29 protein-coding genes are annotated in these 25,006 nt (G+C 71.6%); 17 read left to right on the forward strand and 12 right to left on the reverse strand.

Annotated features, from left to right (window positions below):
- Positions 1–73: 73 nt before the first annotated feature.
- The 4 genes from ACZ6S4_RS14425 to aroA form a co-directional block, all read right to left on the reverse strand.
- Positions 74–940 (reverse strand): hypothetical protein, encoded by an 867-nt coding sequence (locus ACZ6S4_RS14425; protein ID WP_465475408.1) that lies wholly within the window; start codon positions 938–940, stop codon positions 74–76.
- A 70-nt stretch (positions 941–1,010) separates the two neighbouring features.
- A complete protein-coding gene (gene hisN, locus ACZ6S4_RS14430) occupies positions 1,011–1,826 on the reverse strand; it encodes a histidinol-phosphatase (RefSeq protein ID WP_465475355.1) in 816 nt (271 codons plus the stop codon).
- A 197-nt stretch (positions 1,827–2,023) separates the two neighbouring features.
- Entirely contained in the window at positions 2,024–3,076 is a 1,053-nt protein-coding gene (gene rsgA / locus ACZ6S4_RS14435) for a ribosome small subunit-dependent GTPase A (protein ID WP_465475409.1), read from the reverse strand.
- Between the two features lie 2 nt (positions 3,077–3,078).
- On the reverse strand, positions 3,079–4,371 hold the full coding sequence (aroA, locus tag ACZ6S4_RS14440; RefSeq protein ID WP_465475356.1) for a 3-phosphoshikimate 1-carboxyvinyltransferase: 1,293 nt from the start codon (positions 4,369–4,371) through the stop codon (positions 3,079–3,081).
- A 68-nt stretch (positions 4,372–4,439) separates the two neighbouring features.
- Between aroA and ACZ6S4_RS14445 the strand changes: the two genes are divergently transcribed.
- From ACZ6S4_RS14445 to rsrA, 5 genes are all read left to right on the forward strand, one after another.
- Entirely contained in the window at positions 4,440–5,129 is a 690-nt protein-coding gene (locus ACZ6S4_RS14445; RefSeq protein WP_465475357.1) for an SOS response-associated peptidase, read from the forward strand.
- Positions 5,130–5,359: 230 nt separating this feature from the next.
- Positions 5,360–5,755 (forward strand): WhiB family transcriptional regulator, encoded by a 396-nt coding sequence (locus ACZ6S4_RS14450; RefSeq protein WP_360550511.1) that lies wholly within the window; start codon positions 5,360–5,362, stop codon positions 5,753–5,755.
- 11 nt (positions 5,756–5,766) lie between these two features.
- On the forward strand, positions 5,767–6,369 hold the full coding sequence (locus tag ACZ6S4_RS14455) for an alpha/beta hydrolase family protein (RefSeq protein ID WP_465475358.1): 603 nt from the start codon (positions 5,767–5,769) through the stop codon (positions 6,367–6,369).
- 70 nt (positions 6,370–6,439) lie between these two features.
- Positions 6,440–7,270, forward strand: a complete 831-nt coding sequence (locus ACZ6S4_RS14460) for a sigma-70 family RNA polymerase sigma factor (RefSeq protein WP_465475359.1) — start codon at positions 6,440–6,442, stop codon at positions 7,268–7,270.
- Positions 7,267–7,554 (forward strand): mycothiol system anti-sigma-R factor, encoded by a 288-nt coding sequence (gene rsrA / locus ACZ6S4_RS14465; RefSeq protein ID WP_433721836.1) that lies wholly within the window; start codon positions 7,267–7,269, stop codon positions 7,552–7,554. The genes ACZ6S4_RS14460 and rsrA overlap by 4 nt, the downstream gene beginning before the upstream one ends.
- A 63-nt stretch (positions 7,555–7,617) precedes the next feature.
- On the opposite strand, the gene ACZ6S4_RS14470 is transcribed toward rsrA, so the two are convergent.
- Positions 7,618–7,692, reverse strand: a complete 75-nt coding sequence (locus tag ACZ6S4_RS14470; protein ID WP_369814844.1) for a 50S ribosomal protein bL37 — start codon at positions 7,690–7,692, stop codon at positions 7,618–7,620.
- Between the two features lie 134 nt (positions 7,693–7,826).
- On the opposite strand from ACZ6S4_RS14470, the gene ACZ6S4_RS14475 reads away from it, so the two are divergent.
- Positions 7,827–8,042: a biotin/lipoyl-binding carrier protein gene (locus ACZ6S4_RS14475; protein ID WP_360833583.1), complete on the forward strand. Its 216-nt coding sequence runs from the start codon at positions 7,827–7,829 to the stop codon at positions 8,040–8,042.
- Between the two features lie 13 nt (positions 8,043–8,055).
- Here ACZ6S4_RS14475 and ACZ6S4_RS14480 read toward each other — a convergent pair whose 3' ends face one another.
- Positions 8,056–9,660, reverse strand: coding sequence for a tetratricopeptide repeat protein (locus ACZ6S4_RS14480; RefSeq protein WP_465475360.1), 1,605 nt, complete (start codon positions 9,658–9,660; stop codon positions 8,056–8,058).
- Between the two features lie 196 nt (positions 9,661–9,856).
- Here ACZ6S4_RS14480 and ACZ6S4_RS14485 point away from each other — a divergent pair, with 196 nt between their 5' ends.
- From ACZ6S4_RS14485 to ACZ6S4_RS14510, 6 genes are all read left to right on the forward strand, one after another.
- The gene (locus ACZ6S4_RS14485; RefSeq protein ID WP_465475410.1) at positions 9,857–10,891 is read left to right on the forward strand and encodes an SIS domain-containing protein; all 1,035 of its coding nucleotides are present in this window, start codon (positions 9,857–9,859) and stop codon (positions 10,889–10,891) included.
- Between the two features lie 39 nt (positions 10,892–10,930).
- The gene (locus ACZ6S4_RS14490) at positions 10,931–12,475 is read left to right on the forward strand and encodes a sensor histidine kinase (RefSeq protein ID WP_465475361.1); all 1,545 of its coding nucleotides are present in this window, start codon (positions 10,931–10,933) and stop codon (positions 12,473–12,475) included.
- Between the two features lie 38 nt (positions 12,476–12,513).
- A complete protein-coding gene (locus ACZ6S4_RS14495) occupies positions 12,514–12,834 on the forward strand; it encodes a hypothetical protein (RefSeq protein ID WP_465475362.1) in 321 nt (106 codons plus the stop codon).
- A gap of 296 nt (positions 12,835–13,130) precedes the next feature.
- Positions 13,131–14,825 (forward strand): nitrite/sulfite reductase, encoded by a 1,695-nt coding sequence (locus ACZ6S4_RS14500; RefSeq protein WP_465475363.1) that lies wholly within the window; start codon positions 13,131–13,133, stop codon positions 14,823–14,825.
- Between the two features lie 151 nt (positions 14,826–14,976).
- Positions 14,977–15,741 (forward strand): phosphoadenylyl-sulfate reductase, encoded by a 765-nt coding sequence (locus ACZ6S4_RS14505; RefSeq protein WP_465475364.1) that lies wholly within the window; start codon positions 14,977–14,979, stop codon positions 15,739–15,741.
- Positions 15,723–16,493 (forward strand): sirohydrochlorin chelatase, encoded by a 771-nt coding sequence (locus tag ACZ6S4_RS14510; RefSeq protein ID WP_465475365.1) that lies wholly within the window; start codon positions 15,723–15,725, stop codon positions 16,491–16,493. The genes ACZ6S4_RS14505 and ACZ6S4_RS14510 overlap by 19 nt, the downstream gene beginning before the upstream one ends.
- Positions 16,494–16,922: 429 nt before the next feature.
- Here ACZ6S4_RS14510 and ACZ6S4_RS14515 read toward each other — a convergent pair whose 3' ends face one another.
- Together ACZ6S4_RS14515 and ACZ6S4_RS14520 are read right to left on the reverse strand one after the other, a co-directional pair.
- Positions 16,923–17,177, reverse strand: coding sequence for a WhiB family transcriptional regulator (locus ACZ6S4_RS14515; protein ID WP_203769420.1), 255 nt, complete (start codon positions 17,175–17,177; stop codon positions 16,923–16,925).
- A gap of 411 nt (positions 17,178–17,588) precedes the next feature.
- The gene (locus ACZ6S4_RS14520) at positions 17,589–18,539 is read right to left on the reverse strand and encodes a diacylglycerol/lipid kinase family protein (RefSeq protein ID WP_465475366.1); all 951 of its coding nucleotides are present in this window, start codon (positions 18,537–18,539) and stop codon (positions 17,589–17,591) included.
- Between the two features lie 53 nt (positions 18,540–18,592).
- On the opposite strand from ACZ6S4_RS14520, the gene ACZ6S4_RS14525 reads away from it, so the two are divergent.
- Positions 18,593–18,982 (forward strand): hypothetical protein, encoded by a 390-nt coding sequence (locus ACZ6S4_RS14525; RefSeq protein WP_465475367.1) that lies wholly within the window; start codon positions 18,593–18,595, stop codon positions 18,980–18,982.
- Positions 18,983–19,047: 65 nt separating this feature from the next.
- Positions 19,048–19,743, forward strand: a complete 696-nt coding sequence (locus ACZ6S4_RS14530; RefSeq protein WP_465475368.1) for a FadR/GntR family transcriptional regulator — start codon at positions 19,048–19,050, stop codon at positions 19,741–19,743.
- A gap of 16 nt (positions 19,744–19,759) precedes the next feature.
- Here ACZ6S4_RS14530 and ACZ6S4_RS14535 read toward each other — a convergent pair whose 3' ends face one another.
- The 3 genes from ACZ6S4_RS14535 to sodN are packed head-to-tail and all read right to left on the reverse strand — an operon-like array spanning position 19,760 to position 21,103.
- Positions 19,760–20,182 (reverse strand): ATP-binding protein, encoded by a 423-nt coding sequence (locus ACZ6S4_RS14535; protein WP_125804420.1) that lies wholly within the window; start codon positions 20,180–20,182, stop codon positions 19,760–19,762.
- A 19-nt stretch (positions 20,183–20,201) separates the two neighbouring features.
- Positions 20,202–20,645 (reverse strand): GNAT family N-acetyltransferase, encoded by a 444-nt coding sequence (locus ACZ6S4_RS14540; protein ID WP_465475411.1) that lies wholly within the window; start codon positions 20,643–20,645, stop codon positions 20,202–20,204.
- Positions 20,646–20,698: 53 nt separating this feature from the next.
- The gene (gene sodN, locus ACZ6S4_RS14545; protein WP_203769414.1) at positions 20,699–21,103 is read right to left on the reverse strand and encodes a superoxide dismutase, Ni; all 405 of its coding nucleotides are present in this window, start codon (positions 21,101–21,103) and stop codon (positions 20,699–20,701) included.
- Between the two features lie 84 nt (positions 21,104–21,187).
- On the opposite strand from sodN, the gene ACZ6S4_RS14550 reads away from it, so the two are divergent.
- The 3 genes from ACZ6S4_RS14550 to ACZ6S4_RS14560 all read left to right on the forward strand — a co-directional run bounded on the left by ACZ6S4_RS14550 (position 21,188) and on the right by ACZ6S4_RS14560 (position 24,007).
- Positions 21,188–21,496: a S26 family signal peptidase gene (locus tag ACZ6S4_RS14550; protein WP_465475369.1), complete on the forward strand. Its 309-nt coding sequence runs from the start codon at positions 21,188–21,190 to the stop codon at positions 21,494–21,496.
- A gap of 134 nt (positions 21,497–21,630) precedes the next feature.
- Positions 21,631–22,857, forward strand: a complete 1,227-nt coding sequence (locus ACZ6S4_RS14555; protein WP_465475370.1) for an NAD(P)-dependent malic enzyme — start codon at positions 21,631–21,633, stop codon at positions 22,855–22,857.
- Between the two features lie 199 nt (positions 22,858–23,056).
- Positions 23,057–24,007 carry a zinc-binding dehydrogenase gene (locus tag ACZ6S4_RS14560; protein ID WP_465475371.1) on the forward strand — a complete coding sequence of 317 codons (951 nt, stop codon included), beginning with the start codon at positions 23,057–23,059 and terminating at the stop codon, positions 24,005–24,007.
- Here the strand turns inward: ACZ6S4_RS14560 and ACZ6S4_RS14565 are convergent.
- Positions 24,004–24,906 (reverse strand): alpha/beta hydrolase family protein, encoded by a 903-nt coding sequence (locus ACZ6S4_RS14565; protein ID WP_465475372.1) that lies wholly within the window; start codon positions 24,904–24,906, stop codon positions 24,004–24,006. The genes ACZ6S4_RS14560 and ACZ6S4_RS14565 overlap by 4 nt on opposite strands.
- Between the last annotated feature and the right edge of the window lie 100 nt (positions 24,907–25,006).

Below are 25,006 nucleotides of genomic sequence, written 5' to 3' on the forward strand. Positions count from 1 at the left end.
CGGGTATCTGCACTATTCGGGGCAGAAGGGCATGGGTTTGGGACGTACCCCATGCGCGCCGGCTCATGCACGTTCATCGGCCGGCAGGATGCAGCCGCGCGCCGTCCGAGCGCCGGCCCGAGGCCGCGCGGGCCGTGGCGTGGTGGTGCTGAGGCTCGGCGTAACGGGTCATCGCGATCACCGCACCCAGCGTGACGACGAAGCCGACCGCGGCCAGCCACTCGCGGCCCGGATGGATCCGGTCGCCGAGCAACAGCAGCCCCACGATCGCCGCCGGCACCGCCCCGGCGGCGTCCATCGCGGCCACCGCCGCCGTCGTCGACCCCCGCTGCATGGCCAGGCCGAGCAGCAACTGACCGACGATCGAGTGGGCGATGAGCAGATACAGCAGCGGGTTGCTGCAGTAGCCCCCGAACGACTGCTCCACGGCCAGCGGGCGGGCGGCGATCGCGGCGGCGGAGAAGGCGATGCCGGCCAGCGAACCGAGCGCCACCGAGCCCAGGGCGCCGTGCAGGCGTACGGCGAAGAAGCCCAGGACGCCGATGACCGCCACCGCGACGGCCAGGCCCACCACCCCGGCCGTCCCCAGCTGGCGGGAATGGGCCGGCTGGGCGGACAGCACCAGAGCGGTGATGCCACCCAGCAGCAGCACGAGCAGTGCGACCTCGGCCACGGGCAAGGTCCACTTCAGCACCAGGACACCCAGCAGCGCCGTCACCCCGAGCCCGGCGGCCACGCTCGCCTGCACCAGGAACAGCGGAAGATCACGCCGGGCGATGAAGGCCAGCACAAAACCCAGGACCTGACAGACCAACCCGAGCAGATACGTACGGTGACAGGCGAGGCGGACCAGCAGTTGCGGGTCGAAGGTGTGATGCACCGTGGTGCGGGCCGCGGCCATGGACTGCAGGAGGTTGGCGACCCCGTACGCGGCAATCATCGCGGCGAGGTAGAACCAGCCCGGCGACATCACCCGGCGAGAATAGACCAGCTTCGGCGGCGCCCGGAGACTAACGGTGCGTCGAGGGCACCCCGGCAGCCAGCCGCCCGAGGATTTCCTCGTGCAAGTGACCGTTGGTAGCGATGGCACTCCCGTCCCCGGGCGCCCGCTCACCCGCCAGGTCGGTGAACGCCCCACCGGCCTCGGTGACGATGGGGATCAGGGCGGCCACGTCCCACAGCGACAGCTCAGGCTCGACCATGACATCCACGGCGCCCTCGGCGAGCAGCATGTAGCCGTAGAAGTCGCCGTAGGCCCGGCTGCGCCACGAGTCCCGCATGATCTGCAGCATCGGCTCCAGCCGGCCGGCCTCCTCCCAGCTCGGCAGGCTGGCGTAGCAGAAACTGGCGTCGGCCATCCGGCGCACGGCGGACACGGAGATCCGGGCGGCGGCCCGCTGGTGCTTGCCGGCCCACGACCCGTGGCCCAGCGCACCCCACCAGCGGCGGCCCAGCGCGGGAGCGGAGACCAGCCCGGCGACCGGCCGCTCACCCTCCAGCAGGGCGATCAGGGTGCCCCAGACGGGCACCCCCCGGATGAAATTCTTGGTGCCGTCGATCGGGTCGATCACCCAGTGCCGGTTGCCCTGCCCGGCCGGCGGGGTCGACATGCCGAACTCCTCACCGAGCACACCGTCGCGCGGCCGGGCCCGGGCCAGGGTCGCGCGGATCGCCTGCTCGACCGCCTTGTCGGCGTCGGAGACCGGGGTGAGGTCCGGCTTCGACTCGACATGCAGGTCCAGGGCCCGGAACCGGGCCACGGAGATCGAGTCCGCGGTGTCGGCGAGCAGGTGGGCAAGGGCAAGGTCATCGGCATACGAGGCCATGCGGGCACGCTAGCCGATCACCCCGCACGCCCTCACCGGGCCGCGCCGCCTCTGCCGGCCGCGCCGCCTCTGCCGGCCGCGCCGCCTCTGCGGGCCGCGCCGCCTCTGCGGGCCGTGCCGGCTCTGCGGGCCGTGCCGGCTCTGCCGGGCCGCGCCGGGCTGTGGGTCGCCCGGCCCAGGGCCGCCAAGGCCCGGTGCTACTCGCTTTGGTCGCGCGAGTTGTCCTCGCCGGCCCGCGAGCTCAACAGCCGGCGGTACGACGCCAGCCGCCGCGGGTCGGCCTTGCCCGCCGCCACCCACGCGTCCAGCTTGCAGTCCACGTCCGCGGCCGTGTGCCCGCAGTTCGGCGGGCAGTCCACCGTGCCTTCGACCAGGTCCGGGAAGCCGTGCAGCAGGCTCTCCGCGCTCACGTGGGCCAGCCCGAAGCTGCGGATGCCCGGTGTGTCGATGATCCAGCCGGGGTCGCCCTTCTTCTGCACCCGGGGGAGCCGCAGCGCCACCGCGCTGGTCGAGGTGTGCCGGCCCTTGCCGATCGCGCTGACCACGCCGACCGCCCGCAGCGCGTCCGGCACCAGCCGGTTGACCAGCGTGGACTTGCCCACGCCGGAGTGGCCGACCATGACGGAGATGCGCCCGGCCAGCCGGTCGCGCACCTCGGTGAGGTCGCTCTCCGGCTTGACCAGGACGTACGGCAGGTCCAGCTCGGCGTAGTAGTCGAGCACCGCGGCCGGGCCGGCCAGGTCGGCCTTGGTCAGGCAGAGCAGCGGCTCGATGTCCGCGTCGTACGCCGCCACCAGGCAACGGTCGATGAAGCCCGTGCGTGGCGGCGGGTCGGCCAGCGCGCTGACGATCACGAGCTGGTCGGCGTTGGCCACCACGACGCGTTCGAGCCGGCCCTCGGGGGTGGTGTCGTCGTCGTCCGCCGTGCGGCGCAGCACCGAGGTGCGTTCGGCGATGCGGACGATCCGGGCCAGTGCGCCGGGCGCCCCGGACGTGTCGCCGACCAACGCCACCCGGTCGCCGACGACGACGGACTTGCGGCCCAGCTCGCGGGCGCGCATCGCGGTGATCAGCTCGTCGAGGTGCTCGGCGTCCTCCCGGATGCAGCCGTACCGGCCGCGGTCCACGGTGATCACGAGCGCGTCGACGGCGTCCTCGTGCTTGGGCCTGGTGCGGGTACGCGGACGCGAGGACCGCCCCGGTCTGATCCGGACGTCGTCCTCGTCGTACTCGCGCTTCTTGCCCGGCAGCTTCAGCTCCCTGTCACGAGGTCGGCCCAGAGCTCGGGGAACTCCGGCAGGGTCTTGGAGGTACACGCTACGTCGGTGAGCCGGACGCCCTCGACGGCGAGTCCCAGCACCGCCGCCGCGTGGGCCATCCGGTGGTCGGCGTACGTCTCGAGGACGGCCGCCCGCAGTGGTCCGGGGGTGATCTCCAGGCCGTCGGGGTGCTCGACGACCGCCGCGCCGATCTTGCGCAGCTCGGTGGCCAGCGCGGCGATCCGGTCGGTCTCGTGGCCGCGGATGTGTGCGACGCCGCGCAGCTCGCTCGGCCCGTCGGCGAGCGCGGCCAGCGCGGCGACGACCGGGGTGAGCTCGCTGACCTCGGACAGGTCGGCGCGGAGGCCGTGCAGCGCGCCGGTGCCCCGGACGGTGAGGCCGGTGTCGTCCTGGGTGACCGCGGCGCCGAGTGCGGTCAGGAGCTCGCTCAGCCGGCCGACCGGCTGCCAGCTGTCGCGCGGCCAGCCGGCCAGCGTGACGGCGCCGCCGGTGACCATGGCCGCGGCGAAGAAGGGCGCGGCACCGGACAGGTCGGGCTCGATGTCCCAGGTGCGGCCGTGCAGCCCGCCGGGCTCGACGGCCCACACGTCCGGCACGGTCTCGTCCACCGTCGCGCCCGCGGCGCGCAGCATGTGGGTGGTCATCCGCAGGTGCGGCGCGGAGGGCACCGGCGGGCCCTCGTGGCGCAGCACGAGCCCTTTGGCGAAGCGGGGCGCGGAGAGCAGCAGACCGGAGACGAACTGGCTGGACCCGGAGGCGTCGATGACCGCCTCCCCGCCGGTGACCAGGCCGGTGCCGCGGATCACCAGGGGGAGCCCGCCGGTTTCCGAGGCGTCGAGGTCGACGCCCAGCGTGCGCAGCGCCTCGACGATGGGTCGCAGCGGCCGGTTGCGGGCGTGCGGGTCGCCGTCGAAGGTGACCGTGCCGTCGGCCAGGGCGGCCACCGGCGGCGCGAAGCGCATGATCGTGCCGGCCAGCCCCACGTCGACCCGGGCCGGTCCGCGCAGCGGTCCGGGCTCGACCCGCCACACCTCGTCGGCCGTGGTGTCGACCGCGACGCCGAGGGCCCGCAGCCCGGCGGCCATCAGCGTGGTGTCGCGGGCCCGCAGCGGGCGGCGGATCTCCGACGGGCCGTCGGCGAGCGCGCTCAGCACCAGGGCCCGGGCCGTCATCGACTTGGAACCGGGCAGGGCGACCGTGGCGGTGACCGGCCGGCTGCTGACGGGGGCCGTCCAGGGGCGTGCTTGAGCTGTCACGGCCACCATTCTGCCGTTCGGGTACGACAGCTTGCGCGGGGCAACACGATCGACGCGCCGGGCGTAGGGTCGGCGCTATGTGTGGGCGGTACGCGACGACGCGGAGCGAGGCCGACCTCAGCCTGCTCTTCGACGCCACGAGCGTCACGGAGGCGCTGGGGCCGAGCTGGAACGTCGCTCCCACCGATCCCGTTCCCCTGGTGCGCCTGTCGCAGCGGCACGGCGGCCGGGTCGTGGACTCCGCCCGCTGGGGCCTGGTCCCGCCGTGGGCGGACGACCCGCGCACCGGGGCCCGGATGATCAACGCCCGGGCCGAGACCGTGGCCACCTCGCGCGCCTTCGCCTCGTCGTTCGAGCGTCGCCGGTGCCTGGTCCCGGCCGACGGCTGGTTCGAGTGGGTCCGCGACGGCAAGAGCAAGCGGGCGTTCTACATGACCCCGCGGGATTCCTCGGTGCTCGCCTTCGCCGGCATCTGGACGATGTGGCGCGAGCAGCTGCTGACCTGCAGCGTGCTGACCACCGCCGCGCTGGGCGGGCTGGCCGAGGTGCACGACCGGATGCCGCTGATCCTGCCGCGGGAGCGCTGGTCGCAGTGGCTGGCCGGCGGCGGTGAGGCGCCCGCGCTGCTGCAGCCGATGTCGCCCGCCGAGCTCGAGGCGATCGAGGTCCGCCCGGTCCGTCCGGACGTCGGAAACGTGCGCAACAACGGCCCGCATCTGCTGACCGCTCCGGAGCCCGTGACGCCCGCGGAGGTGACGCTGTTCTGAGCCACGAAATGCGATCATTCCGGGTGTCCGAATTGCCGCTTCGCTGATAAGCGCGAAGCGTTATATCCCCATATGCAGGGGTTCTTCTCTGGAAACTTTGTTGCGAGATAGATAAGACCCTTGTTCTGATCTTCCTCCGTGCGATAGAAACCAGCGCCGGTGTGATGTCGATCCGTACGGTGCGGACCGCCCATCACGGCTTTACCGGTACCCACGGGGGAGGTGGGCTGATGACACGTGCTCGAATGCCGCGTCCACATGAGGTCGCCATTGCCAGGCGCGACCCAAGGTTGCTCAGCGCGATCGAAGACCGTCGCAGTGATGAAGCGTGGCGCACCCGCGGCGCCTGCCGCACGGTCGATCCGGAAACGTTCTTCCCGGCTCCGAACGAGCCGTCCGAGAGTGCGGTCGCACTCTGCGGCAGCTGCGATGTCCAAGGGCCGTGCCTGGCCTGGGCCTTGCAGGTGGGCGACTGCCACGGCGTCTGGGGCGGGACGACACCACGCGAACGGCGGGCCATGCTGGTCGCCTGGCGCGAGCGGGTCCGGCCGGACGGCGAGGAAGTCGACGACGGACCGGACGAAGAAGATCGCCGCCTGCTCACACTGGTGCCGGTGAGCCGCTAGACATAGGAGTTGTGCACAGCTTCTCGATCGACACACCGCGCGGGCCGGCGGGGATCCGGATCACGGACCCCGCCGGCCCGTCGCTCTGTCAGCTCGTCCTCGGCCATGGCGCGGGTGGTGACGTGGACGCGCCGGACCTGACCGCGGTGCATGACGCCGCCGTGGCCGCGAGCGTCAGGGTCGCGCTGGTGACCCAGCCGTACCGCGTCGCCGGGCGTCGTGCGCCCGCGCCGGCCGGCCACCTGGACGAGGCCTGGACGGCGGTGGTGGCCGAGATCGCCGACGGCGGCCTGCCGTTGATCCTGGGCGGGCGTTCCAGCGGGGCCCGGGTGGCCTGCCGGACGGCGGAGCAGCTGGGCGCGGCCGGGGTGCTCGCCCTGGCCTTCCCCCTGCATCCGCCGGGCAAGCCGGAACGCAGCCGCGCCGATGAGCTGCCGGCCCGCATCCCCACCCTGGTCGTCAACGGCGACCGCGATCCGTTCGGCGTGCCCGAGCCCGGCGGTGTCGTGGAGGTCGCCGTACGCCCCGGCGCCGTCCACGATCTGCGCCGTGACCTGCCCGGCACCGCCGAGATCGTAGTCGCGTGGCTGCGGGCGCACAGGTGGGCCCGCTGATCCGGAATGCGGGCACCCCCGCCACCGTTACACCACCCGGAAGGCTGTACGTCGGAAGGGGTACCCCAAAGTGCAAGCCGGAACCGGATTCGTCCAGCGCGGCGGCCCGCAGGTGCGCGTGCAGCAACTCCTGCACGCACCCGAGTGGCCGGCGGCTGTCACGGGGCCCGTCACATCATCGGTGAACGTCACATCACCGGCGGTTTTTGAATCTGTTGACGGGGCACTACCCGTATCCTCGGCGGGGCGGTCGAGGGGAGACGTGCGGGTGACGCCAGCAGAGCGGACGGAAAGAACCGAACGCAGCGAGAAGACCGAGGAGCGCCGGGCGCGCTTCGAGCGGGACGCGCTGCCCTTCGTGGACCAGCTTTACGCGGCCGGCCTGCGCATGACGCGCAACCCGGCCGATGCCGAGGACCTCGTGCAGGAGACCTTCCTCAAGGCGTTCTCCGCGTTCCACCAGTTCGAAGAGGGCACCAACCTCAAGGCCTGGCTGTACCGCATCCTCACGAACACCTATATCAACTCGTACCGGCGCAAGCAGCGGCAGCCCGTGCAGGCTCCCACCGAGGAGATCTCGGACTGGCAGCTCGCCTCGTCCGAGTCGCACACGTCCGCGGGTCTGCGCTCGGCCGAGACCGAGGCGCTGGACCGGCTGCCCGACAGCGACATCAAGGACGCGCTGCAGCAGCTGCCCGAGGAGTTCCGGCTGGCCGTCTACCTCGCCGATGTCGAGGGTTTCTCGTACAAGGAGATCGCCGACATCATGGGTACGCCGATCGGCACGGTCATGTCCCGCCTGCACCGCGGCCGGCGCAACCTGCGCAAGCTGCTCGAGCAGTACGCCGTCGACCGGGGGATCACCCGCACCTCCGGCACGCCCGCCGCACAGGAGGCGTGAGCGACGTGAACGACGAAGCCCAGAAGACCGACTGCAGTGTCGTGATCAGCGAGGTCTACCTGTACCTCGACCTGGAGTGCAGCGACGACCGCCGGGAGCTGATCCAGCGGCACCTCGACGACTGCTCCGACTGCCTGCGCGAGTACGGCATCGAGCACGAGGTGAAGGCGCTCGTCGCCCGCTGCTGCGGCGACGAGACGGCACCCAAGGAGCTGCGCGAGCGGCTCCGGGTGAAGCTCAGCGAGTACGTGGTCGAGGCGGAGAGCCACGAGTTCCTGCCCTGACCCGCGGGGACGTCAGACGAGAAGGGCCGGTAGCGCGCGCTACCGGCCCTCGCTGTCCACGGCTCAGGAGTTGGGACGCTTGCCGTGGTTGGCGGCGCTCTTCTTCCGGGCCTTCTTCTTACGAGACTTCTTGGCCATCTCGATCTCCGTTCGTCCTCGCGGTCAACCCGCCGATGGTAGACGGCCCGGCTCGCGCGCCCGGTATGCCCCCGTGGCCGGACCATGATTGGATACCGTCACCGGAGCAGCGCCGCGACGAGGAGGACTACCCCATGGCCGACGAGATCCGAGCCGAGATGGTGGCCAACGTGTGGAAGGTCGTTTCCGCCGCCGGTGCCGAGGTCGAGGAGGGCGACACCCTGGTGATCCTCGAGTCGATGAAGATGGAGATCCCGGTGCTCGCCGAGTCGGACGGGGTCGTGGCCCGGCTCGCGGTCAACGAGGGTGACGTGGTGCAGGAAGGCGACCTGATCGCCGTCATCGAATAGGGCGGCCCGACAGTCAGCGCCGCAGGCGGCCACCGCGGCGGCGCTGACGGGGCAGCACCGGCGCCGCGTGATCCTCCTCGGCGCGCACCACTTCCGTGGCCCGCAGCCGCACCTCCGGGGCCAGATCCGGGGTGGCCAGCGCGAGCTGAGCCACCGACCAGGCCAGCGGCTGCCGCGTCGCGGTGATCTCCGTCAGCCGGCGGGTGACCAGCTCGGCGACGTCGGCCCGGGCCGACGGCTCCACCCAGGCGGCCGTGACCAGGGCGAAGAGCGCCGCCTCGGTGATCTGGTCGGTGCCCGTGGTGGCCAGCTCGACCAGCAGGCGGCGGCGCACCGATCCGGCCCACGGCTCGTCCGTGCGCTGGTGCAGCAGCCCCAGGCAGGCCCACACCTGCGCGCAGCGGGTCCACAGCGCCGGGTCGTGGGCGGCCAGCGCCTGTCCCACCTCGTTGTCCGGGGCCGCCGGCGGGTGGGCGATCAGGGCCAGCAGATCCTCCGGCTCGACCAGGACCAGCCCGAGGGCCGCGTCGTAGGCGGCCGGTGGGTGCGGCCACAGCGGGTGCGCCACCCGGTGCAGGCGTTCCACCGCGGCCTCCGTCGGGCGGCCCGCCACGAACGGCTCCCGGGCCGGGTCCGGCGCTGTGCCGGGCGCGGACGGCACCCGGCTCAGCCAGGGCTGGTCGGCGCAGCAGTCGGCCAGGTCGGCGTGCTCGTGGGTGTCGTCGGGGTGGTCGCGCTGGAAGTCGGCCAGGCGGATCAGGTGGGTCAGATCGCCGTCGGAGCGGTAGCGCAGCCGGTGCGCGGTGTGCACGGCGCAGTCGAACTCGGGGTCCTTGGCCAGCGCCCGGTCGGCCCAGGCCAGCGCGTCGTCCAGGCGGCCGTGGTCGGCCAGGGTGCCGGCGATGTCCGCGTACACCGAGAGGTCGTCGGGGTCGTACATGACCGCGCGGCGCAGGGCGGCCAGCGACTCGGGGATGCGGTCCGCGCTGCGGTAGGCGTAGCCCAGCCAGATCTCGGCCAGCTTGGACGGCCGCAGCCGGGCGCCGCGGACGGCCCACTCCACCGCCAGGGTGGGCTCGCCGAGCCGGCGGGCCAGGGCCGAGCCGGCGCCGAGCAGCATGGCCTGCTCCGGGTGCGCCTCGACGGCGTGCCGGACCAGCGTCAGATACGGCAGCAGGGACTCGCGGCCGGCCTCGGGGGCCGGGTCGCCGATGGTGGTGCACAGCTGCATGACGATCTGCGCCAGCAGCCCCGGGTCCATCCGGGCGCCCAGCGCGGGGTCGCTGACCCAGGGCACGCCCGCCCAGTCGACGCCCGGCGTGTGCCCGCTGGCCGCGACCAGCAGCGGCAGCCCGTCCTCGGGGCGGCCGGCGGCGGCGAGCAGGTGGGCCCGGGCGACCACCGTGCCGACGAAGGCGTGCTGCTCCAGCGGGAAGAGCTCCAGGCCGCCGTCGGCGCGGGCGGCCAGCCGGCTGAGCAGCTCGTGGGTCTCGGGCAGGGTCGGCGCGTGCGCGATGGCGCCGGCCAGGTGATCGGCGGCGTGGTGCATCTCGCCACGCTCGAGGGCCGCGCGGGCCTGCTCGAGGTCACGATCGGCGGAGCGCCGGGGGTCTTCCATGGCCACGCCTTCCTCGGCTGGCACGCCGTGTGCCACCGACGCGAGCCTAGGCGACGAATCTCGATATGTCAGGCCGCAATCCGTGCGCATCTGTGCTCGAAACGTTGCGTTTCCCCGCTCAAAAGTGCAAGACTGCGCACCGATCGAGCTGTACCGCGCATGAGGGGGAGGACCAGTGACGCAGCGAGGCCAGGGAATGGCGGCCGACATCGCAGAGCAGCCGGGAGGTTACGCACGGCTGCTGGAGGGAGAGCCCGCGAAAGCCATCGCGGATGCCGCTGCCCGGGTGGCCGAGCGGCGCCCGCGCCACGTCGTCTTCGTCGGCCGCGGGACTTCCGACCACGCCGCGCTCTACGCCGCGTACCTGACCGAGATTCGGCTCGGCCTCCCGGTCGGTCTGGCCTCGCCCAGCGCCATCACCCTCTACGGCGCCCGCCCCGACCTCAAGGACGCGCTGGTCGTGGGGGTCAGCCAGAGCGGCGGCTCGCCCGACCTCACCGAGGTGCTCAAGGTCGCCCGGGAGAGCGGCGCGCTGACCCTCGCGGTGACCAACAACCCCGCCTCCACGCTGGCTCAGACCGCCGAGCTCTCGGTGGACGTGGCGGCCGGTCACGAGCGCGCCGTCGCCGCCACCAAGACCTACACGGCGGAGCTGTTCGCGCTGTTGCTGCTGGTCGAGGGCATCCGCAACGGCGACGGCACGCTGCCCGCCGAGGAACGCGCCGCGCTGGAGAAGCTGCCCCAGCTCGCCGAGGACGCGCTGGGCGATCACGGCGCGGACGAGCTCGCGCAGCGCTACCGCTTCGCGTCGCGCCTGGTCACAACCGGCCGGGGGTACGCGTACCCGACCGCCCGGGAGACCGCCCTCAAGCTGATGGAGACGTCGTACCTGCCGGCCCTGGCCTTCTCCGGCGCCGACCTGTTGCACGGGCCGCTGGCGATGACGGATCCCGACGTACCGGTGCTCGCTGTTGTCGGCACCGGGCCCGGCGGCACCTCCATGGCCGACGTGGTGACCCGCCTGGGTGAGCGACGCGCCGACGTCGTCACCGTCGGGGCCACCGACATCCCCGGCGCCGCCGGCCGGCTCGCCGTCCCGGCGGTCGACGAGCGCTATGCGCCGCTGCTCGACATCCTGCCCCTGCAGCGCCTGGCCCTGGCCCTGGCGCTGGCCCGCGGCGAGGACCCGGACGCGCCGCGCGGCTTGAACAAGGTCACGTCCACGCTCTGATCGTGACGGCCCGCAACATGGGCATGGCAGGCTTGTGCGGTGTCCACGCTGCGCGATCTCGCCGAAGAACACACCGGCCTCGGTCCTGACGACATCGACCACCTGACCCGGCTCGCCGGCGACTGGCAGTTGCTGTCCGACCTCTCCTTCGCTGACCTGCTGCTCTGGGTACCGCTGCGGGGCGCGGAGGGCCCGCGGGAGTTCCTCTGCGTCGCCCAGGTCCGGCCCAACACGTCGTCGACGGCGTACCAGGACGACCAGGTCGGCAAGAAGGTGGGCGGCCCGGAGGTCGCCCACCTCGACATCGCGTTCACCCAGGGCCGGATCTGGCGCGAGGGCGACCCGGTCTGGTACGGCGACACCCCGGCCCGGCACGAGGCGATCCCGGTACGGCTGCGCGGCGCCGACGAGAACATCGAGGTCATCGCGGTGATCGGCCGCGACACCAACCTGTCCACCGCGCGCACCCCGAGCCAGCTGGAGCTCAACTACCTGACCACGGCCGACGACCTGGCCCAGATGGTCGCCGACGGCACGTTCCCACCGCCCGCGCACCCGGGCGAGACCACGTCCGCGCCGCGCGTCGGCGACGGGCTGATCCGCCTCGACGCCGGCGGCAAGGTCACCTACGCCAGCCCGAACGCGCAGTCCGCGTACCGGCGGCTCGGTTTCAACGCCCACCTGGTCGGCGAGGAGCTGTCGGTGCTGTCCAGCCGGCTGGCCGCCGACCCGCTCGAGGGCACCGACGCGGCGGAACGCATCCTCACCTCCTTGCGCGGCGAGGCCCCTCCTCGCAAGGAGGTGGAGGCCCGCGGCGCGACCGTGCTGATCCGGGCCCTGCCGCTGATGCCGGCGGGCGTGCCGATCGGCGCGCTGGTGCTCGCCCGGGACGTCACCGAGGTCCGCCGCCGGGACCGGGCCCTGATGACCAAGGACGCGACGATCCGCGAGATCCACCACCGGGTCAAGAACAACCTGCAGACGGTCGCGGCGCTGCTGCGCCTGCAGGCCCGGCGGGTCAACGCCCCGGAGGCCCGGGTGGCCCTGCAGGAATCCGTACGGCGGGTGGCCTCGATCGCGCTGGTGCACGAGACGCTGTCCATGTCGAGCGACGAGGCGGTCGACTTCGACGGCATCGTGGACCGGGTCGCGACGGCGGCCACCGAGGTCGCGGCCACCGAGATCACCGTCAAGATGCGCCGCGAGGGCACCTTCGGCGTACTGCCGGCGGAGATCGCCACCTCGCTGGTGATGGTCCTCAACGAGCTGCTGATCAACGCGGTGGAGCACGGCTTCCCGGCGCCCGACGAGGACGCCCCGGCGCCCGAGCCGTCCCTGACCCCGCCGGCGCCGACCGGCGAGGTGGTGGTCTCGGCGCACCGGTTCCGCAAGCAGTTGCACGTGACCGTGGCGGACAACGGCCAGGGTCTGCCGGAGGAGTTCCACGCGGACGCGAGCGGCCGGCTCGGCCTGCAGATCGTCCGCGCGCTGGCGACCGGTGAACTGCGCGGCAGCATCGAGCTGCGTAACCGGGCCGGTGGCGGCACCGAGGCCGTCCTGGTGGTGCCGCTCGGCAAGCGCTGATTCCTGCGGGTTTCGCCCGGCTGTGTGAAGATCGTCCAATGGGTGTCCGTAGTGAGGTTCTTCGATTTGTCGAGTTGGGCCCCCTGCCGTCCGAAGCGGACAACTCCGAGGCCGGTGACGCGGCCTTCGGCGAGCTGGAACGTCGCCTGCGGGCCGTGCGGTGGCCGGTGAGCGACGAGGAGGCCCGGTTGCTCGTGCGCGGTTTCGGCGACGACGAGTGTTTCGGCCTGGCCTGGCGGCTGTTGCAGCTGGTGGAGACCGCGCCGACGCCGGTGCCGTCCGTGGAGCCGGCGGCGGGCGCCAACGAGTGGTTGCGGCTGCTGTGGCACCGCCGGCAGGACGCTGCTCAGGACCTCTGACTCACGGTGTCCGCCGCCACACTCCCGGAATCTGGACCGCACTGGCCGTAAAGGGTCTCGCGTGAGAGGCTTACCGGCATGACCGCTGCAGTTGACCGCCGCTTCGTGGCCCGTCGCCACGTTGATTACGGCCGTGTCCGCAGCGCGATGTGTCCGGCTTCCTGACGCCGCCCGATCTCTCTTTTTCGGGCGCGCACGACGCGCCGGCCCTCGCCAGACATTGAAGTCGCGAGCCCTCACAGGAGCCGACCGCGTGCAGCGCGCCCACCGGCAGAATTACCTGGAGGAACGCCGACATGGCGCTGGACAGCACCCCGGCCACCAAGCCCGCCGCTCGCCCCCGTAAGGCGCGTGGCGAGGGCCAGTGGGCGCTCGGACACCGCGAGCCGCTGAACCCGAACGAGCGGATCAAGAAGGACGACAACCCGCTCAACGTCCGGGCCCGGATCGAGAACATCTACGCCCACACCGGCTTCGCGGGCATCGACCCGCAGGACCTGCGGGGGCGTTTCCGCTGGTGGGGGCTCTACACCCAGCGCAAGGCGGGGATCGACGGCGGCCGCACCGCGGTGCTCGAGCCGCACGAGCTCGAAGACGAGTACTTCATGCTCCGCGTCCGCATCGACGGCGGCACGCTCAATCTCGCCCAGCTGCGGACCATCGCGGAGATCTCCACCGAGTTCGGCCGCGATTCCGCCGACATCACCGACCGGCAGAACATCCAGCTGCACTGGATCCGGGTCGAGGACATGCCGGAGATCTGGCGCCGGCTCGAGGCCGTCGGCCTGCAGACCACCGAGGCGTGCGGCGACTGCCCGCGCATCGTGCTCGGCAGCCCGGTCGCCGGGGTCTCGCCGGACGAGGTCGTCGACCCCACGTGGGCCATCGACGAGATCCTCCGCCGCTACATCGGCGACCCGCGCTACTCGAACCTGCCCCGCAAGTTCAAGACCTCGATCTCCTGGCTGGCGGACACGCCGCACGAGGTCAACGACATCTCGCTGCTGGGTGTGGTGCACCCGGTGCACGGTCCCGGCTTCGACCTCTGGGTCGGCGGCGGCCTCTCCACCAACCCGCGGCTGGCCGAGCGGCTCGGTGTCTGGGTCCCGCTCGAGGACATCCCGGACGTCTGGGAGGGCGTCGTCGGCATCTTCCGCGACTACGGCTACCGGCGGCTGCGTAACCGGGCCCGGCTGAAGTTCCTCCTGGCCGACTGGGGCGTGGCGAAGTTCCGCGAGGTCCTGGAGAAGGAGTACCTGGGCCGGGCGCTGGTGGACGGGCCGCCGCCCGAGCTGCCCGCCAAGCCGATCGACCACATCGGCGTGCACAAGCAGCGGGACGGCCGGAACTACGTGGGTGCGGCGCCGGTCGTCGGCCGTTCCTCCGGCGTGCAGCTCAGCAAGCTGGCCGACCTGGTGGCGGCACACGGATCCGACCGGGTGCGGCTCACCCCGTACCAGAAGCTCCTGGTCCTGGACATCGCCGACGACCAGGTCGAACCGCTGGTCGCGGGCCTGCGCGGGATCGGGCTGGAGGCCCGGCCGTCGGCCTGGCGCCGCGGCACCATGGCCTGCACCGGCATCGAGTACTGCAAGCTCGCGATCGTCGAGACCAAGGCCCGCGGCGAGGAGCTCGTCGCCCGGCTGGAGGAGCGGCTGCGCGACTTCGACGCCGACATCTCGATCCACATCAACGGCTGCCCCAACGCCTGCGCCCGCACCCAGGTGGCCGACATCGGCCTCAAGGGCATGCTCGTCATGAACGAGCACGGCGAGCAGGTCGAGGGCTTCCAGATCCACCTCGGCGGCGGCCTCGGCATGGCGCAGGGCCAGACCGCCGGTTTCGGCCGCAAGGTGCGGGGCCTGAAGGCCACCGCGGAGGAGCTCCCCGGGTACGTGGAGCGCCTCGCCCGCAACTACCTGGCCGGCCGCGGCGACGGTGAGTCCTTCGCCGACTGGGTCATCCGGGCCGAAGAGGAGCTCGTGAAATGAGCGATGCGAGATCAGCCCCGCTCTACTGCCCCTACTGCGGTGAAGAGGACCTTCGTCCCAACGAGGCTTCGCACGGTGCCTGGGAGTGCCACTCCTGCGCCCGTGTTTTCACGGTCAAGTTCAACGGACTGCTCGCCAAGGGAGTGAACCGATGACTGTGGTGACCGCCGCCGGTCTGGGACTGGTGTCCCTCGGGGCCCCCGCCGCCCCGGCCGATCCGACCCGCCGCAACGCTGTCGAGCTGAAGGCGCTGGCCGATGCGGCCGGCGTCGCGCTCGAGGGCGCCCCCGCCGAGGAGATCGCCCGCTGGGCGACCAGCACCTTCGGCGACCGCTTCTGCGTGACCAGCTCGATGGCCGACGCGGTCGTCGCGCACCTGTTCTCCCGGGTCTCGCCCGGGGTGGACGTGGTGTTCCTCGACACCGGCCTGCACTTCCCCGAGACCCTCAAGGTCCGCGACACGGTGGCCCGCACGATGGACGTCAACGTGCGCTCGATCCGCCCGCGGATGACGGTCGGTCAGCAGGACGGCGAGTTCGGGCCCCGGCTCTTCGCCCGCAGCCCCGACGAATGCTGCTTCCTGCGCAAGGTCGAGCCGCTCGAGCGCGCCCTGAGCGACTACGACTCGTGGGCCACCGGCCTGCGCCGCGACGAGTCCCCGACCCGGGCGAACACCCCGGTCGTGGCGTTCGACGCCAAGAAGGGCAAGGTCAAGGTCAACCCGATCGCGGCCTGGACCCAGGCCGACGTGGACCGCTACATCGCCCGCTGGAACGTGCCGGTCAACGAGCTCTTCAAGAAGGGGTACGGCTCGATCGGCTGCTGGCCGTGCACCCGGCGCACCAAGGCCGGCGAGGACCCCCGCGCGGGTCGCTGGGCGATGTTCGAGAAGACCGAATGCGGCCTGCACGTCTAGCCGTCACGCTGACCGCCCACGGCAGCCGTGACCCACGCGCGGCCCGCGCGACCGAGGCGCTGACCCGGGCTGTCTCGGCTCGGCACCCGGAGTGGGAGGTGCGAGCCTCTTACCTCGACCATGCCGGCCCGCGCCCGCGGGAGGTGCTGGCCTCGTACGCCGAGGCCGGCCACCGGCGGGCGGTGCTGGTCCCGTTGTTGCTGACCTCGGCGTACCACGGCCGGGTGGACGTGCCGGGCGAGATCACCGCGGCCCGGGCTGAGCACCCGGGGCTGGACGTTTCGCAGGCGGAGGTGCTGGGGCCGGTCGGCGGACGCGTGCCCGGGCTGCTGCTGGACGGTCTGGTGACGCGGCTGGGTCCGGTTGCGGCGGATGCGCTGGTGCTGGCGGCGGCCGGCACCCGCAACGCCGCGGCACGCACGACGGTGGAGCAGGCTGCGGCGGCCCTGAGCGCGCGTCTGGGGGTGCCGTGCCGGGTGGCGTATGCCTCGGCCGCCCCGCCGCTGTCCGGTGACGTCGTTCGTGATCTCCGAGGTGCCGGGTACGAGCGGGTTGCTCTGGTTTCGTACTTCCTCGCGCCTGGGTTGCTGTGGGATTCGGCGGTGGCTTCGGCTCGGGAGGCCGGGGTCGGTGCGGTGGGTGAGCCGTTGACGGATGTTCCCGCTGTGGCTGAGCTGGTTGGCGGGCGGGTGCTGGAGGTTGGGGCTGGTCCGGTTGATGCCCTCGCTGGTCCCGGTGCTCTCGCTGCTTGAGAGAAAGTGGCCGCCCCACCCGGGTCGGGGCGCCGATGAGGCGGTCGATCTTCGCTGGCCGTGCGGCTGTTGGCATTGCTCCTGACGGTCGACACCAGACCCGCCTGCCGCCCGCCCCGGCACGCTCGGTCACCTGGGTGACACGGTCACGGGCCGTCACGCTTGGGAGTGACCACATGGAGTGATCGTTCGGCTGCGGGGATGTCCACTGCGGAGGGTGGGCGGGCATCGACGAATAGTGGCTGCGATAACGGTAATTTCGAGATCATTTCGCGGGCGGCCGTGATCGCATTCATGCCGTGCGTCACCATTGCGTGGCGTAATCGTATCGAAACAGCCGATGATCGGAGTCGGTCAGCGGGAGGGCCCGGACAGCACGACGCCCCGGAGCCGATGTGGCCCGGGGCGTGAATGCTGTGAGGGGATTGTTCAGGCGGTAGGGGCACTGACCCGGAGGCCGCCGCGACGCTTGACTGCGCGCCGCTCGTCCTCGCTCATACCGCCCCATACGCCGGCGTCCTGTCCGGACTCGAGCGCCCAGGCGAGGCACGACTCGGTCACGGTACACCGCCGGCAGACGGCCTTGGCCTGCTCGACCTGCAGGAGTGCGGGGCCAGACGTCCCGATCGGGAAGAACAGCTCCGGGTCCTCGTCGCGGCAGATCGCATGGTGACGCCAGTCCATGGCGGCAACACTCCTTGTTTCTGGATTGGGTAGAGAATGGTGCTACTTACTTTTATCTGCATCCGCGCCGGGACCGACGGACAGCGTTCGTCAGATCACCGGTGCGTGAGCAAGCTTTGTGCGCGATGCCGTTCCGTGCCTTCTGGATTAAGGAACGTGCAGGAGCGGCATCGGGTTACTTCTTATCGCTTGTGAATGCTTTCACGAACTCCCGCGATGTCAAGGGTAGCGCTCGGAAATTCTCCGAGCGGGTGAGCTAGCTCACGACCCCTTTGTCCGGTTCTGGGCGTTCTTCCAGGACCGGCGGACGACCGCTCCCATCAATGTAGTACGGTACGCGCCGCGTTGCCGACCTTTTGCCCGTCTTTCTGTAACAGATCGTGATGAGGTTCCGATCGGCGTACCCGATCCTCAGCAGATCACACGTAGCGCCTCGGGAACGGACAGGAAGTGCACCTTCTGGCGTTCGCCCAGGTAGTCCCCGTCGAGCTGGAAGGGCTGCGGGCGGCTGGCGATCACGGTGAACTCGGCCTGGTCGTGCAGGCGGAGCACGTGCTTGCCGTGCGGATCCGCGTTGCGGGAGACCATCTGCGTCACTGTCCGTGTTGTGCTGGCGATGTATAGGTTACGAACGGCCAGCAGGTCAAGTCCCCGGTCGAACGAGGCCTCGGGGTTCGGGTTGATGGCGCGGTCGCCGACATAGGTCCACGGGGCCGTGTTCTGGATGATGACGGTGCCCAGACCGGTCTCCGGCTCCTCGCCGGGTCGCTCGATCGAGAGCGGCGGCGACTTACGGTCCTCGCCCGAGAAGATCTGCCCGATCATCGAGCGGACATACAGCGAAGGTGTCGACGTGCGGCCGCGCAGCCGCGCCTGCTCGACCCGGCGCACCACGGCCGCGTCCAGCCCGAGCCCGGCCGTGAAGGTGAAGTAGCGGTCGTCGGCCCGGCCGAGCCCGATCACCCGGTGCCGGCCCGAGCGCAGCCCGCCGAGAATCACACTGGTGCCGTCGACCCAGTCGCGCGGCAACCCCAGCGCGCGGGCGAAGACGTTGGTGGAGCCACCCGGGACGACGGCGAGCGCCGGCAGACGGAAGGCCGGTGCGGTGCCCCGGGCCGCGAGCCCGGGGTCGGCGGTCATCAGCCCGTTCACGGCCTCGTTCACCGTGCCGTCCCCGCCGAGCGTCACCACCAGATCGACGCCGCTCTCGGCCGCCGCCCGCGCCAGACCCGCGGCGTGACCGCGCTTCAGGGTGTATTCGACGGTCAGGTCGACCTCGCTGCGCAGGGCCCGGACCAGGACGTCGCGGCTGCGCTCATTCGTCGTGGTGGCTTTGGGATTAACCACCAGTAACGCTCGCATGGGCGGCACTGTACCTCTCAGGAAGGCTCTGAGCTGGCCGGTATCGTACAGCGGTGACCCCCCGAGAACTCGATCCCCCGGCGACGCTGGTCTGGGCGGTACGCCTGCTCTTCGCGGAGGCAGTCGCGCTCGTGGTGCTGACCGCGTACCTGCTGGTGCTGGACTTCACCGCCGAAGCCGGCAGCATCGCGGTCGCCATAGCGCTCACCGGTTTCGCGGCCGTCGCGGCCGTCGCTGTGGTCTTCGTCGCTCGCGCGCTGGCGCGGCGCTCGTCACACGCCCGCGGCCCGGCCATCGTCGTGCAGCTCTTCGTGATCGCCTCCGGCGGCTTCCTGCTCCAGACCGGTACGGCGTGGATCGGCGCGCTGCTGATGGTGCTCGGCGCCGGTGTCGGACTGCTCTGTGTGCTGCCGCCGACCACGCGCGCTCTCGGACTCGACTGAAGCCCCCTTCCCACCTGCGCCCGACGGCCTACTCTGAGTGGGCGGATCACAAGGGGGTGAGGGCAGTGGCCGGACCGACGGTGCGCCCGCCGGCGTACCAGCTTTTGGCGGACGAACTGCGCGACGAGATCACGTCGGGTCGGTTGCAGCCCGGCGAGCGGCTGCCACCGGAGCCTGAGCTGTGCGTGCGCTCGGGGGTGAGCCGCAGCACCGTCCGCGAGGCGTTACGACTGCTGGCCAGTCAGCACCTGATCGTCACCACCCGGGGTGTCACGGGCGGCAGCTTCGTCGCGCACCCCGACGCCGAGCAGCTCTCCGAGGCGCTCTCCACCGGGCTCACCCTGCTCAGCAACTCCGCCGAAGTGGGTATGGCCGATCTGCTGGAGCTGCGCCGCGCCCTGGAGGTGCCGGCCGCCGGGCTCGCCGCGCAACGCCGTACGGATGCGAATCTGATCGAGATGCGCGGCGCGATGTTCGATCCCGACCTGGACGAGCTCGAGACCATGCTGGCCGCGCATGCGGCCTTCCACGCGGCGATCGCCTCGGCTACCGGCAATCCGCTGTTCGAGCTGGTCACCCGCCCGCTCTACCACGTCACCTACGGCGAGGAGATCGTCGAGAACCTGCCCGACGACTACTGGGGGCGCATCGACGCCGACCACCGTGAGCTGCTGACGTGTGTGAAAGCCGGCGACTCGGCGGCCGCCATGGAGGTCGGCCGGCGCCACCTGGACTACATCATGGTGGCGACCGCGCGCTGACCCTGAGGAGAGCGGGTCAGATCTCGGTGCGGCGGGTCAGCAGCCGGATGGTGGCGTGCCGGCCGGTCGCCTCGGCGGACGCCGACGTGGTCAGCGCGGTCAGCACCTTCCACGCGAAAGAGGACTCCGACGGCAGCCGGGCGCCGCGCACTGTCGACACCGTCACCTCGACTGTGAGCGCATCGTCGGTGACCGCGAAGCGGCACTCGAGCTCGGCGCCGCGGGTGGCGATGGCCAGCAGCATGGCGCAGGCCTCGTCGACCGCGATGCGCAGGTCCTCGATCTCGTCGAGCGCGAAGTGCAGGCGGGCAGCGAGGCCGGCCGTGGCTGTACGGAGCACGCCGAGGTACCCGCCGTCGGCGGGCACGGTCAGCAGCACGACGTCGTCACCGAACGCCGGCTCCGGATGCGTTGTCTGCAGCTGAGTCACCGACCCCATCCTCCCAATGGACGGAACTCTAGCCCCTGACGGGGGAGGCGCGCTCAGCGAGTTGGGTCAGTGCGGCACCGGAGAGCCGGTACGGCAGCCAGTCGGCCACGACCTCGGCCCCGATCGCGGCGTAGAACTCCGCGGCCGGATTCCAGTCCAGCATCACCCACTCGAGGCGCTTGTAGCCCCGTTCCACGCAGACCTGGGCCAGTGCGGCGAGCAGCGCGGCACCCGCGCCGGTGCCGCGGGCATGCGGGCGGACGTACAGGTCCTCCAGGTGGACGCCGTGCGTTCCCTCCCACGTGGAGAAATTCAGGAACCAGAGCGTGAAACCGTACGGGGCGTCGTCGGCGTCGACCGCGACGTGGCCGAACACCGCCGGGTGGGCACCGAACAGCGCCGTGCGCAGCTGCTCCTCGGTGAGGTGGCAGGAGTCCGCGGCGCGCTCGAACTCGGCGAGCTCGTGCACCATCGCGACAACGGCCGGCACGTCGTCGTGACGTACCGGCCGGATCGTTGCGGGGCTCACGCCTGCTTGGTCTCCCAGAAGATCTTGGAGATCTCCTCGATCTTGGCCAGCAGCTGCTCGCCGACCGCGGGGTCCATCGAACCCTTGGCGCCGGACGCGCCGGCGAGCTTGGTGGCCTCGTTGAACAGCTGGTTCAGGTTCGGGTACTTCTCGAAGTGCGGCGCCTTGAAGTAGTCGGTCCAGAGCACCCACAGGTGGTGCTTGACCAGCTCGGCGCGCTGCTCCTTGATGAGGATGGCGCGGGTGCGGAACTCGGGGTCGGTGTTCGCCTGGTACTTCTCAGCGATGGCCTTCACCGACTCCGCCTCGATGCGTGCCTGCGCCGGGTCGTACACCCCACAGGGCAGGTCGCAGTGCGCGCTGACCACGGTGCGCGGCGTGAAAATACGCGGAAGTCGCATCAGGACCCCTCCATACGTTTGCGATGATCCGAGTCGACACTACCCCTTACCGGAACACCGAACCTCGACCCCGGGATTGATGCCATGTCTTGGCAATTGCCGCTCTTCGCCGTACTGGTGCGAGGGCCGTCCATGGCACCCACCCTGCACGGCGGAGATGCCCTGCTGGTGCGGCGTGTCCGGCGGGTCAGGCCGCAGTCGGTCGTGGTGGCCCGCTTCCGGGGCCGGCCGGAACTGCTGGTCGTCAAACGGGCGATCCGCCCGCACGAGGGGGGCTGGTGGGTCGAGGGTGACAACGAGTTCGTCACCGATGACTCCCGCACCCACGGGGTGGCGGATGTCATCGGACAAGTGGTGTTTCGCTACTGGCCGCGTCCGGGTCGGCTAAGTTAACCTGCGTTAACCGCAGCACACCTGAATCTTGCGGTTGCTTGTCCCGGGTGACCCCCGCATCGCACGTCGGACCGCGCAGACTCGCGCGAGTCCGGCTGGCACACCGACGTTCCGATGCGTGTCCTGGAGTCCCTGTGTCCTTTTTCAGTTTTGAGCTCGACCCTGCCCTGGCTGCCGACCCCGTCTTCGACCTGCACAAGCAGGGAAAGATGGCGATCACCTGCACCGTCCCGCTGTCCAGCCGCGACGATCTGTCCCGCGCCTACACCCCGGGCGTGGCCCGGGTCTGCGAGGCGATCGCCGCCGATCCCGAGCTCGCCGCCGACTACACCTGGACGGCCAACACGGTGGCCGTCGTCACCGACGGCTCGGCCGTGCTGGGGCTGGGCAACATCGGCCCGAAGGCCGCGATGCCGGTCATGGAAGGCAAGGCCGTGCTGTTCAAGCAGTTCGGCGGCGTCGACGCCATCCCGATCTGCCTCGACACCCAGGACATCGAGGGGATCATCGCCGTGGTCAAGGCGCTCGGTCCCTCGTTCGGCGGGATCAACCTGGAGGACATCAGCGCGCCGCGCTGCTTCGAGATCGAGCGCCGCCTCGACGAGGCGCTGGACATCCCGGTCTTCCACGACGACCAGCACGGCACCGCGATCGTCGTGCTCGCCGCGCTGCGCAACGCGGTCGCTCTGCTCGGCCGGCGCTTCGCCGACCTGCGAGTGGTGATCAGCGGCGCGGGTGCGGCCGGGGTGGCCATCACGAACACCCTGATCGCGGCGGGCATCCAGGGCGCGAACGTCATCGTCTGCGACTCCCAGGGCATCATCCACGCGGACCGCCCGGGTCTGACCGAGACGAAGGCGGCGCTGGCGGAGGGTACGAACTACTCCGGGCGTACCGGTGGCATCAAGGAGGCGCTGATCGGCGCCGACGTGCTGATCGGCGTCTCCGGCGGCCAGATCGAGGAGAACGCGCTGGCCGGCATGGCGCCGGGCGGCATCATCTTCGCCCTGGCCAACCCGACGCCGGAGGTCCCGCCGGCGCTGGCCCACAAGTACGCGGCCATCGTCGCGACCGGCCGCAGCGACTTCCCCAACCAGATCAACAACGTGCTGGCCTTCCCCGGCATCTTCCGGGGGGCGCTGGATGCCCGGGCCACCCGGATCACCGAGCGGATGAAGATGGCGGCGGCCGAGGCGATCGCGGAGGTCGTGGCGGACGAGCTGCGGGCGGACGCGATCGTGCCGTCGGCGTTGGATCCGCGGGTTGCTCCGGCGGTGGCCGAGGCAGTGGCCCGGGCGGCTGAGCAAGACGGGGTGGCGCGGTTCGTCGCGCGGCCGGCCGCGCCGGTGGCGCTGGTCTGAGCTTCGCGGTCCACGGGGCAGGGCGTCCATCCGCCCTGCCCCGCGGGTCCTTGACCGCGGGCCTGGTCAGCAGGTTGATCGCGCCGATCCCCCACAGGCCCGGCTTTGCGTGCCAGGCGTCCGCTTGGCCGTGCCCGGCATTGGGTGAGCCGCGCCGGGCCGGCGACAGGATCGGCGGGTCCGGCCTAAGCTGCGGAGTATGCGAGCCGCCTATGCCAGTGCGACGAAGCCCGACGAGCCGCTAGCCGGACTGTCCGTCGGTGACCAGCCCGAGCCGTCCCCGCCGGACGGCTGGGTGACCGTCGATGTGCGGGCCAGCTCGCTCAACCATCATGAGATCTGGTCGCTGCGGGGCGTCGGCCTGCCCGCCGACCGGCTGCCGATGATCCTCGGGTGTGACGCGTCCGGTGTGGACAGCGACGGCAACGAGGTCGTCGTCTACCCGGTGATCAAGGATCCGGGGGACCCGCGGGGCTTCTCGCTGTTGTCCGAGCGCTGGCCGGGCACGCTGGCCGAGCGGGTCGCCGTACCGGCGGAGAACCTGGTGCCCAAGCCCGCCGGCATCTCGTTCCTGGACGCGGCCTGCCTGCCCACTGCTTGGCTGACCGCGTACCACATGCTCACCGCGCGCGGCCGCGTCGCCGACGCCGGGTCGGTCCTGGTGCAGGGCGCGGGCGGCGGGGTGGCCACTGCCGCCGTCGCGCTCGCGACCGCGCTCGGCAAACGGGTGTACGCGACCAGCCGCGACGCCACCAAGCGGGAGCGCATCACCGAACTGGGCGCCACCGCGGTCGAGCCGGGCGCCCGCCTGCCCGAACGCGTGGACGTGGTGATCGAGTCGGTGGGCGCGCCGACCTTCGAGCACTCGCTGAAGTGTTCGGCCCCCGGCGCCCGCATCGTGGTGTGCGGCGCGACCGGCGGCCCGTTCCCCAAGGTCGACCTGCGCCGTGTCTTCATGATGCAGCTGGAGATCCTGGGCAGCACGATGGGCACGGCCGAGGAACTGGCCGCCCTGCTGGACCTGTGCGTCGAACGCGACATCCGTCCGGTGATCGACTCGACCTACGGCTTCTCCGCGGTGAGCGACGCCTTCGCCCGGCTCAACTCGGGAGAGATCTTCGGCAAGGTGGCCGTCGACCACCTGCACTAGAGGTCGCTGTCGAGGTTGTCACGCCGTTCGAGGCGCCGCCCGGCGCCGGCATCGCCGTAGAGGCTCCACCGCCAGAAGTCGGTGGTGGCGTCGGACACCAGGTCGAACTGCGCGCCGCTGGTGACGACGTGGCCGGCGTCGGGCAGGGTGAGCAGGGCTTTGGGCCACGGCACGGCTTCGAAGGCGGCGAGCCCGTCGGCGTACCGCACGGTCCGGTCCTGCCGGCCGTGCACGAAGAGCACGGGAATCGGCGCGCCGGTGAAGGCCGCGGGCAGCACCTGCCGCCCGGCCAGGACCACCGCGGCGGTGAGCCGGTCGTCCCGGGCGCCGGTGAGCATCCCCAGCGTGGTGATGCCGCCGCCGGAGTGCCCGGCGGCGGCGACGTGGCCCGGGTCGAGGCGCCCGCGCAGCGGATCGCCCGCCTTGCCGCCGAGCGCGAGGACCCGGGTGAGCACGTACGAGGCGTCGGCCGGCTGGTTGAGCAGGTCGATGACGTCGAAGTCGGCCACGCCGGCGGAGGTGTGCGGGTAGGCGGGCGCGGCGACGACAAAACCGGCCCGGGCCCATCGGGCGAGGATGTCGGCGTAGTCACCCGGGCGCGCGGTGAGGCCGTGGCTGAAGACGATGACCGGGAACGGGCCGTCGCCGGTGGCCGGATACCAGACGGTGGTGGGCAGCGGGCGGTCCTGGCCGCGGCTGAGCTTCAGCTTGCGGGTCTGGACCGGGAACGTGCGGCCCGGTGCCCGGCCGCGGGTCGGCGCGGGGCTGCTCTCCAGGCTGGGTCTGACGCTCGCGGCGGGGGACGGCGGCGCTTGGCGGGCCGGCTCGGCGGAGCATGAGGTGAGTGCGCCGGTCGCGCAGACGGCAGCGAGCAGAAGCGCGACGGTACGGCGTCCCATCCGCCAAGTGTGCCCGGCTCTCCCGGCGGCGGGCGTCGGCGCGGGCAGTCCCGGACACACCCACGAACGGGTGATATCTCGACGGACGGGACGAACGCCC

It is taken from the genome of Actinoplanes sp. NPDC051405 (assembly GCF_055586185.1).

What these genes read in the sequence shown, in the direction of transcription:
- ACZ6S4_RS14445 (WP_465475357.1), top strand. Translation starts at nt 4,440, where the DNA reads ATGTGTGGGCGGTACGCGACGACGCGGAGCGAGGCCGACCTCAGCCTG.
- ACZ6S4_RS14560 (WP_465475371.1), top strand. Translation starts at nt 23,057, where the DNA reads ATGCGAGCCGCCTATGCCAGTGCGACGAAGCCCGACGAGCCGCTAGCC.
- ACZ6S4_RS14500 (WP_465475363.1), top strand. Translation starts at nt 13,131, where the DNA reads ATGGCGCTGGACAGCACCCCGGCCACCAAGCCCGCCGCTCGCCCCCGT.
- hisN (WP_465475355.1), bottom strand. Translation starts at nt 1,826, where the DNA reads ATGGCCTCGTATGCCGATGACCTTGCCCTTGCCCACCTGCTCGCCGAC.
- aroA (WP_465475356.1), bottom strand. Translation starts at nt 4,371, where the DNA reads ATGGTGGCCGTGACAGCTCAAGCACGCCCCTGGACGGCCCCCGTCAGC.
- ACZ6S4_RS14505 (WP_465475364.1), top strand. Translation starts at nt 14,977, where the DNA reads ATGACTGTGGTGACCGCCGCCGGTCTGGGACTGGTGTCCCTCGGGGCC.
- ACZ6S4_RS14475 (WP_360833583.1), top strand. Translation starts at nt 7,827, where the DNA reads ATGGCCGACGAGATCCGAGCCGAGATGGTGGCCAACGTGTGGAAGGTC.
- ACZ6S4_RS14485 (WP_465475410.1), top strand. Translation starts at nt 9,857, where the DNA reads ATGGCGGCCGACATCGCAGAGCAGCCGGGAGGTTACGCACGGCTGCTG.
- ACZ6S4_RS14495 (WP_465475362.1), top strand. Translation starts at nt 12,514, where the DNA reads ATGGGTGTCCGTAGTGAGGTTCTTCGATTTGTCGAGTTGGGCCCCCTG.
- ACZ6S4_RS14480 (WP_465475360.1), bottom strand. Translation starts at nt 9,660, where the DNA reads ATGGAAGACCCCCGGCGCTCCGCCGATCGTGACCTCGAGCAGGCCCGC.
- ACZ6S4_RS14510 (WP_465475365.1), top strand. Translation starts at nt 15,723, where the DNA reads ATGCGGCCTGCACGTCTAGCCGTCACGCTGACCGCCCACGGCAGCCGT.
- sodN (WP_203769414.1), bottom strand. Translation starts at nt 21,103, where the DNA reads ATGCGACTTCCGCGTATTTTCACGCCGCGCACCGTGGTCAGCGCGCAC.
- ACZ6S4_RS14550 (WP_465475369.1), top strand. Translation starts at nt 21,188, where the DNA reads ATGTCTTGGCAATTGCCGCTCTTCGCCGTACTGGTGCGAGGGCCGTCC.
- ACZ6S4_RS14515 (WP_203769420.1), bottom strand. Translation starts at nt 17,177, where the DNA reads ATGGACTGGCGTCACCATGCGATCTGCCGCGACGAGGACCCGGAGCTG.
- ACZ6S4_RS14450 (WP_360550511.1), top strand. Translation starts at nt 5,360, where the DNA reads ATGACACGTGCTCGAATGCCGCGTCCACATGAGGTCGCCATTGCCAGG.
- ACZ6S4_RS14520 (WP_465475366.1), bottom strand. Translation starts at nt 18,539, where the DNA reads ATGCGAGCGTTACTGGTGGTTAATCCCAAAGCCACCACGACGAATGAG.
- ACZ6S4_RS14565 (WP_465475372.1), bottom strand. Translation starts at nt 24,906, where the DNA reads ATGGGACGCCGTACCGTCGCGCTTCTGCTCGCTGCCGTCTGCGCGACC.
- ACZ6S4_RS14425 (WP_465475408.1), bottom strand. Translation starts at nt 940, where the DNA reads ATGATTGCCGCGTACGGGGTCGCCAACCTCCTGCAGTCCATGGCCGCG.
- ACZ6S4_RS14535 (WP_125804420.1), bottom strand. Translation starts at nt 20,182, where the DNA reads ATGGGGTCGGTGACTCAGCTGCAGACAACGCATCCGGAGCCGGCGTTC.
- ACZ6S4_RS14540 (WP_465475411.1), bottom strand. Translation starts at nt 20,645, where the DNA reads ATGGTGCACGAGCTCGCCGAGTTCGAGCGCGCCGCGGACTCCTGCCAC.